Source organism: Corallococcus sp. EGB, assembly GCF_019968905.1.
Classification (GTDB): domain Bacteria; phylum Myxococcota; class Myxococcia; order Myxococcales; family Myxococcaceae; genus Corallococcus.
In genome coordinates this window covers 5,228,737-5,236,570 of record NZ_CP079946.1, presented here as the reverse complement: position 1 = coordinate 5,236,570, position 7,834 = coordinate 5,228,737, and the positions used below count along the sequence as shown (strand labels likewise).

Genomic DNA, 7,834 nt, shown 5'->3' with positions numbered 1-7,834 from the left:
CCCCAGGGCGAGTCACAGGGCGGCGGGCCCCGCCCATCCTCCCGGGGCCATGCCACGCCACCGTATGCCGAGCCAGAGTTGGGCGCGTACCGAGTCCGTCAAAGCGTGTCGGTGGCCCCCATGGGGCCCACCTGGCCACGGCCCGAGTCCGTGACAAGCCACCTCTTCTTGCGGTGCGTCAATGCCATGCGGCACTGCGCTTACACCGGGAGAATTGATTGGCAGGAAGTGCTGCTGATACTCCCAGTGTGCCTCCCTCGAACCGGAAAGGTACACTGCATGCCGCGTCGCTCCCGGATTGTCTCACGGTATTGGTTCTCACCCTGGCTCGCTGCCACGTCGCTCGCGCTGGCCTGCGGGCCCGTCACCGACGAGCCGCCCGCGCCCGTGGAGGCGGCGCCCGCGGAGGTGGCCCAGCCGCTCGCGGTGGGCGGCTTCGCGGAGATGCACCACCACATGTTCGCCGAGGAGGCGTTCGGCGGTGGGTGGTTCCATGGCAGCCACACCGGCACGCTCGTGAGCTGTGACGGCGGCATGCCGGAGAGTGACCACGCGCGTGTCCGCATGGACCTGCGCGACATGCTCAACCTCTGTCCCAACGCCGGCAGCGTGAACCTGAGCGGCATCCCCATCCTGTCGGACGTCTTCGGCGTGGGCGGCGCGGTGGCCTCGGAGGTCATCGGTCAGATCGAGGGCACGCAAGGGGACACCGGCCTGCACCTGGGCCGCAAGGAGACGCCCACCCAGTGGCCGCGCTGGGACACCATCGCGCATCAGCAGGCCTGGGAGGGCTGGCTCAACAAGGCCCATCAGGGCGGCATGTCCCTGGTCATGGTGTCGCTCGTCAGCAACGAGTTCCTCTGCAAGGCGCTGCCGTACCAGAACCTCAAGCGCCCCTGCGACGAGATGATGGACGTGGACGTCCAGCTCCAGATGGCCCGCGACTTCGACGCGCGCACGGACTGGGCGGAGATCGCCCTGACGCCCGCGGATGCGCGGCGGATCATCTCGCAGGGCAAGCTCGCCATGGTGCTCTCCATCGAGTCCAGCAAGCTCTTTGGCACCAAGGACTGGCGCGCGGAGTTGAACCGCGTCTATTCGCTGGGCGTGCGCTCGCTGCAGCCCGTGCACCAGCTGGACAACCGCTTTGGCGGCGCGGCCCCGCATAACGCCATCTTCCAGGTCGCCCAGTTCCTGGAGAACTGTCACATCGACACGGACTGCGGCATCACCGGCAACGGCTTCACGCTCGGCTTCGACGTGGACGCCAACTGCAAGAACACCAAGGGCCTCACCGCTGACGGCAAGGCGCTGGTCCAGGAGATGATGAACAAGGGGATGCTCATCGACATGGCCCACATGTCCGAGAAGAGCGTGCAGGACGCGTATGCCCTGTCCCAGGCCCGGACCTACTACCCGCTGTTCATCTCCCACGGCCACTTCCGCGAGGTGATGAACCCGGACCTCGCCGCCAACGAGAAGACGACCCCGTCGTGGGTCATCCGCTACGTGCGCCAGACGGGCGGCATGTTCGGCCTGCGCACCGCGCACGACGAGACGCGCGACTACACCCGCACGCCGGTGGCCAACACCTGCCAGGGCTCCACGCGCTCGCTCGCGCAGGCGTATGAGTTCGGCCGCCAGGGCCTCAAGGTCAACATGGGCTTCGGCGCGGACCTCAACGGCTTCATCCAGCAGACGCGCCCGCGCTTCGGCGACTTCGGCGCGTGCTCCGCGGGCTTCCATGCGGAGGCGGACGCGCAGGAGGAACAGCAGCGCGTCTCCGGTCCGCCGCCGCTGGGCACGGACTTCGACGTGTACGGCCTGGCCCACGTGGGCCTGCTGCCGGACGTGGTGAAGGACCTGAAGCAGCTGGGCGTCAACACCGCGGGCCTGGAGGGCTCCGCGGAGAAGTTCATCCAGATGTGGGAGCGCGCCAACAGCACCCGCACCGGCATGGCGGACGCGGCCAACGACATCGACACGGGCGGCGTGGCGGCCTACGTCCCCAAGGCCACCCGTGAGGCGGCGTACCCGAAGATCTGCGGCAAGGCCTACGCCCCCAGCACCAAGCTGGTGTCGGAGACGTGCCGCTTCGCCGCGGAGTGCAAGTCCAACCTGTGCAGCGCGATGGACGACTGCGGCAACATCCCGGGCGTCTGCACCTGCTCCACGGACTCGCACTGCGCCGCGAACCAGTTCTGCGGCTGGGGCACCAACGACGGCAAGTGCGTGAACAAGCGGGCCAAGGGTTCGCTGTGCTCGTCCGGCCGGGAGTGCCAGTCCGGCAAGTGCTCGTGGCTGATGTGCACGTAGGCCGCCCGCAATGAAACGGCCCCCGGCGTCCGCGAGGACGCCGGGGGCTGGAAGAGGTTCAACGCCGTCTCACTGGACGGCGCGGAGCGCGGGCTGATCTTCCGTCAGCGACGTCAGGAGCCGCTCACCCTCGTGCTCGTCGATGGGAACGAAGCGGCCGAGGTCGGACCGGTAGGCGTGCACCTGTGCCGCCCCGATGTCGAACCACCAGCCGTGCAGCCGCAGCGTTCCCGCCGCGAGCCGGTCCCGCACGATGGGGTAGGTCTTCAGATGCTCCAGCTGGGCGAGGACGTTCAGCTGGGAGAGGCGATCCGCCTCCGGCAGCCCCGCGCCCACCTGGGTGTCTTCCCGCAGCGACTTGAGCGACGGCGCTCCGTGCCCCAGCCACTGTCCGAGGTTCGGCGCGCCTTCAATGGCGCCTCCGGCCAGGAGCGCCTTCATCGCGCCGCAGCTGGAGTGTCCGCAGACCACGACGTCCTCGATGGGCAGGAAGCCCAGGGAGAACTCGATCGCCGCCGCCTCCGAGCGGTCCGCCGGGGTCTGTCCGTCGCGCGCGGCCGGCGGAACGAGGTTGCCCACGTTGCGCACGGTGAAGAGGTCACCGGGGTCCGTGGAGACGAGCAGGTTGGGCACCACGCGGCTGTCCGAGCAGCTGATGAAGAGGCAGTCCGGAGACTGGCCCTTCGCGAGCCTCGCGAAGGTCGCACGGTACGAGGGCAGGGTGTGACGCTGGAAGTCGAGCAGACCGCGGATGAGCTTCTTCACTGAACACCTCCGGAAGCGAGAGACGAAACGTGGACGGGGGATGAACGGGCCGGAGCTTCAACGGGCGCCGCGCGCGCACGGCGCCGGCTCCAGATGTCCTCGAGCGGCTCCATGGTCACGGTGCCGCCCGTCTTGCGGTGCGTGTCGGCCCAGCTCTCGAGCGCCTCGAAGCCGGAGTGGTCGAGCGTGTTCACCGCCACGTCCACCTCCACCCTGGAGCCCGAGGGAATCTTCGCGAGCGCCGTCGACAGCTTCGGCACTCCGACGAACGTCAACGCACCGCTGATGCAGACCTGGTGAACGCCATTGGCGGCGTGGGTCTCCACGCGCACCTGGCCGAGCTGCCACAGGAGCCGGAGGATGGCCGCGCCGAGTCCGAGGCCGATGCCCGCGAGCAGGTTGATGCCCACCACACCGGCAACGGTGATGAGGTAGACCGGCAGCTCGCCCCGGTGCCGCAGCTCGCGGATGTGGGCGAGGTTCACGAGCTTCAGGCCCACGTGCACGAGCAGGCCGGCGAGCACCGTCAGGGGCACGTAGGCCGCGAGGCTCCCCAGGAGGGTCACGAAGGCCAGCATCCACACCGCGTGCATCACCGCCGACCACCGCGTCTTCGCGCCGGCATTGATGTTCGCCGCGCTGCGCACGATGACGCCGGTGATGGGCAGACCGCCGAGCAGACCGGAGACGGTGTTCGCCACGCCCTGCGCGAGCAGCTCGCGATCGAGGTTCGCCCGCGGGCCCGTATGCAGCTTGTCGGTCGCCACCGCGCTCAAGAGCGACTCGGCGCTCGCCACGAGGGCGAGGGACAGCACGGCCACGAAGAAGGCGCCCCACATGGAGCCTTCGGGAAGGGACGGCAGCTTGATGGCGGAGAACGCATCCGCGGCCAGCTGCACCCGGGCCACCTTCGCGTTCAACACCGCCGCGACCGCGGTCCCGGCCACGACCGCCACCAGCGGGCCCGGGACCTTCTTCAGCCGCCCGTTCGGCAGGAGGTTCCACGCGATGAGGATCCCCAGCGTGAGGAGCCCCAGCAGCGTGGCCGGTCCATGCAGGTCGAGGATCTGCCCGGGCAGCTCCCGGATGTTGTTCCAGGCATTGCTCTGCGGCGAGCCGCCCAGGACGATGTGGATCTGTCCCAGCACGATGAGAATGCCGATGCCCGCGAGCATTCCGTGAATCACCGCCGGCGAGATGGCCAGCGCCGAACGCGCCACCTTCAGCCCGCCGAGCGCCACCTGCACGAGCCCCGCCGCGGCCACCGCCGCGCACGTCACGGCGAAGCCCAGCTCCTGGATGAAGCCGAAGACCATCACCGCGAGGCCCGCCGCGGGGCCGCTCACCAGCAGCGGCACACCCCCGATGAGGCCCACCACGAGGCCGCCGACGATGCCGGCGATGAGCCCCGCCATGATGGGCGCTCCAGAGGCGAGCGCGATGCCCATGCAGAGGGGCAGGGCCACCAGGAACACCACCAGCGAAGCCGGCAAATCCGAGGCGAGCACCTCCTTCAAGGAAGGCCTCGTCTCCGCAGCTTTTCCACCCAATGTCATTGCTTGCGCTCCCCTGTCACCTGCCGGGCCGCACAACGGCTCGACGTGACAGGGGGGCTCTACGCAAGCCTCGTGCCGGTCCGTCGCGGACCCTTCCCGTCAGGCGCGGGGCGGAGGCAGGACCGGGCGATTCAAGAAACTTGAATCGTGCGGCTCAGGCGATGAACGAAACTTGAATCGCCTCACTCCGAGGGAGGGGTCTCCTCCAGGCGGCGGAGGAAGGTCGGGTAGGACAGGCCCAGTGCGCGGGCCGCCTCCACCCGCCTGCCTCCGAGCTGCTCGAGCACGTGCCGGACATAGAGCCGCTCCACTTCATCGAGCGTTCGGGGCGGGCCTGACACGGAGAAGGCGTTGGGGTCGGCCCAGGCCGGCGTGCCGCCCCCCTTGGAGAGGGCTTGCAGCTCGAGCGCGGGCCCGCCCTCGAGGACGAGCGCTCGCTCGAGGACATTGCGCAGCTCCCGGACATTGCCGGGGAAGGGGTAGCTGAGCAGGCGCTCCTCCGCGGCGGGTGAGAAGGGGATTGGCCGCCGGCCAAGCTCGGAACAGAGCTCCTGCACGAGCGTCCGGGCGAGCGGCAGGACATCCTCGCGGCGCTCGCGCAAAGGGGGCACGTCCACCCGGAACACGCCGAGCCGGAAGAGGAGGTCCTCGCGAAAGCGCCCGGCGCTGACCTCTGCTTCAAGGTCCTTGTTGGTGGCCGCCACGATGCGCGCGGTGCTCGTGAGCTCCGTCATCCCACCGAGCCGACGGAAGGCCCCCCTGTCGAGGAACGTGAGCAGCTTCGCCTGGAGCGCGAGCGGCAGCTCACCCACCTCGTCGAGGAAGAGCAGCCCATCGCTCGCGAGCTCCACGAGCCCGCGCCGCGCCGTCTTCGCATCCGTGAAGGCGCCGCGCTCGTGCCCGAAGAGTTCGCTCTCCATCATCGTGTCCGGGAGCGCGGCGCAGTTGATCTGCACGAAGGCCCCCTGCTTCTGGCGCAAGGCATGGAGGTGGCGGGCGAGCACGGCCTTCCCCGTCCCGGTCTCCCCGAGCAGCAGGACGGGACTTCGCGGCGTGGTGGCGATCCGCTCCAGCATCTGGAGCGTTCGCTGCATCGCCGGCGAGCGGGACTCCACCAGCCGGTGCCGTCCTTCGAGGACGCTCTCGGCCTGGCGCAGCCGTTCCTGGAGCTGGAGGTCGCTCGCCGCGCGGCGTGCGCGCATCACCAGGTCGTCGATCTCGACCGGTTTGCTCAGGTAGTCGCGAGCCCCCGCCCGGATGGCCTCGACAGCGCTCTCGATGTCGCCGTGCGCGGTCACCATCAGCACGATGGTCGCCGGAAGCTGGGCCCGCAGCTCGGGCAGGAAGACGAGCCCATCTCCATCCGGCAGCCTGCGGTCCAGCACGACGAGGTCCGGTGCCTCGGCGGCGAGCGCAGCGCGGGTCTCATGCAGCGAGCGAGCAACCCGCACGCGAAAACCCTCCTGGCTCAGCATGGAGGCCGCGAGCGAGGAGAAGGTCCTGTCGTCATCGACGAGCAGCAGGGAGGTGCTCATGAAGCCATTTTCTCGAGCGGAAGGCGGACCGTGAAGCGGCTGCCTCCGGGGACGCGGGTGTAGGAGACGCTTCCTCCATCATGCGCACGGATGGCCGTGCGCACCATCGGAAGTCCGAGCCCGACCCCCCTCGAGCGGCCCACCGCGAAGGGCTCCCACAGCCGCGGCTCGAAGGCCAGGGGCACTCCTCCCGCGTTGTCCTCCACGATGAACACCACCTCCGCGCCGTCGCGCAGGAGCCGGACCTCGACGCGAGGCGTGGGCTGCTGGCCCGTGTCACGGGCCACGGCGCCGGCTTCGACGGCGTTGCGCATGAGGTTGTCGACAGCGGAGACCAGCAGCGTCGGATCCCCCTTCACGAAGAGCCCCTCCTGCAGCGTGGTCTCGATGGCGACATCCGCTGCTTCTGGCAGGAGCTTCACGGCTTGGAGCGCGTCCTGGACGAGCAGGTGCATCTCGCATTCGCGCCGCTGGGTGGACTGGGGAGAGGCAAAGCTCAGCAATGAGCGCGCAAGGTGGCCGAGCCGGTCCGCCTGGGAGCGCAGCGCCTGGACCGGCAGCGTCGTTTCCCCTGCCTTCGCGCGAATCATGCTGAGCGCGGCCTGCATGCTGTTGAGCGCGTTCTTCACCTCGTGGGCGATGAGCGAGGAGGCCGTGCCGAGCGCCGCCATCGTCTCCTGGCGCCGCAGTTGCTCTTCGGCCGCCATCAGCGAACGGTAGGAGCGGCGCAGGAGCACCGTGAAGAGGAGGAGCACTCCACCGAGCAGCGCGGTGTGAAGGCCGAACTGGCCGAGGTAGCGGCGCTTGAGCAGCTCACGGTCCCGCGCCTCGTCCTCGAGCACGGCGAGCAGCATGCCGGTTCCGGGAACGAGCGCCGCCGCGCCGAGGAACCGCGTGCCTCCGAGCGTGACGGCCCCGGGCTCGTCCACCAGGGGGCGAAGGCGAGCGGCGAGCTCCGGCTGGCGCAGGAGCGGCGGGGGCGTCGCTGGGAGGAGGAGCCTGCCGCGCTCGCCGAGCAGGGCGACCATGGACTCGTTCGTCCCGCGATGGAGCGGGAGCAGCTCGTTCGCCGTCGCGAGCTCGCCCATGAGGAGGCCCACGACACGATCGTCGCGCACGACGGGGACCGCGACCGCGACGAGCCCTCCGCCTTCCTCGTCCAGCAATCCGACCGAAGCGACCCGCTCTCGCACCATCCGCCGGAACCACGTGCGTGACGTGAGCGGCGCGCGCCCGAGCGGCATGTTCGCCGGGTCGCTCCAGATGCGCTCGCCGTTCGCTGACACCAGCGCGACTCCCCCCGAAAAGAGGGACGTGTGGCTGAAGGCATTCTCGAGGAGCGCGAGCTCGGGGCCCGCGGCTCCATCCTCGGGTCTGAGCGAAGGGTGCTCCGCGAGCCGTTGCAGCTCCGAACGCAGCAGTCCGAGATGTGCGCCAATCGCCTGGGCCTGGACGCCCACGCGGTCCGACAGGTGGGCGAGGAGCTGGCCCTCCGCCATCTTCACGTCCTCCTGGTAGACCAGGAAGGGGCTGACGAAGGCGGCGCCCCAGAGGAGCATCAGCCCGACCACGGCGGAGCGGCCCGCTTTTCTCTGCGTGCGAAGAAGGTCGCCCGGAGGGGGCACGAGCGAGGGAAGGGGAGACGGGGCCTGGGACGGCGGC

5 protein-coding genes are annotated in these 7,834 nt (G+C 69.7%); 1 reads left to right on the top strand and 4 read right to left on the bottom strand.

The annotated features are described in order from the left end of the window. Positions 1–279: 279 nt before the first annotated feature. Positions 280–2,316: a membrane dipeptidase gene (locus KYK13_RS21675; protein ID WP_223632369.1), complete on the top strand. Its 2,037-nt coding sequence runs from the start codon at positions 280–282 to the stop codon at positions 2,314–2,316. A gap of 69 nt (positions 2,317–2,385) precedes the next feature. On the opposite strand, the gene KYK13_RS21670 is transcribed toward KYK13_RS21675, so the two are convergent. The 4 genes from KYK13_RS21670 to KYK13_RS21655 all read right to left on the bottom strand — a co-directional run bounded on the left by KYK13_RS21670 (position 2,386) and on the right by KYK13_RS21655 (position 7,731). Beyond that, on the bottom strand, positions 2,386–3,081 hold the full coding sequence (locus KYK13_RS21670) for a carbonic anhydrase (RefSeq protein WP_223632367.1): 696 nt from the start codon (positions 3,079–3,081) through the stop codon (positions 2,386–2,388). After that, a complete protein-coding gene (locus KYK13_RS21665; protein WP_223632365.1) occupies positions 3,078–4,637 on the bottom strand; it encodes a SulP family inorganic anion transporter in 1,560 nt (519 codons plus the stop codon). Before KYK13_RS21665 ends, KYK13_RS21670 begins: the two co-directional genes overlap by 4 nt. 182 nt (positions 4,638–4,819) lie before the next feature. Beyond that, a complete protein-coding gene (locus tag KYK13_RS21660) occupies positions 4,820–6,172 on the bottom strand; it encodes a sigma-54 dependent transcriptional regulator (protein WP_223632363.1) in 1,353 nt (450 codons plus the stop codon). Continuing rightward, positions 6,169–7,731: an ATP-binding protein gene (locus KYK13_RS21655; protein ID WP_370645137.1), complete on the bottom strand. Its 1,563-nt coding sequence runs from the start codon at positions 7,729–7,731 to the stop codon at positions 6,169–6,171. Before KYK13_RS21655 ends, KYK13_RS21660 begins: the two co-directional genes overlap by 4 nt. Positions 7,732–7,834 lie beyond the last annotated feature (103 nt).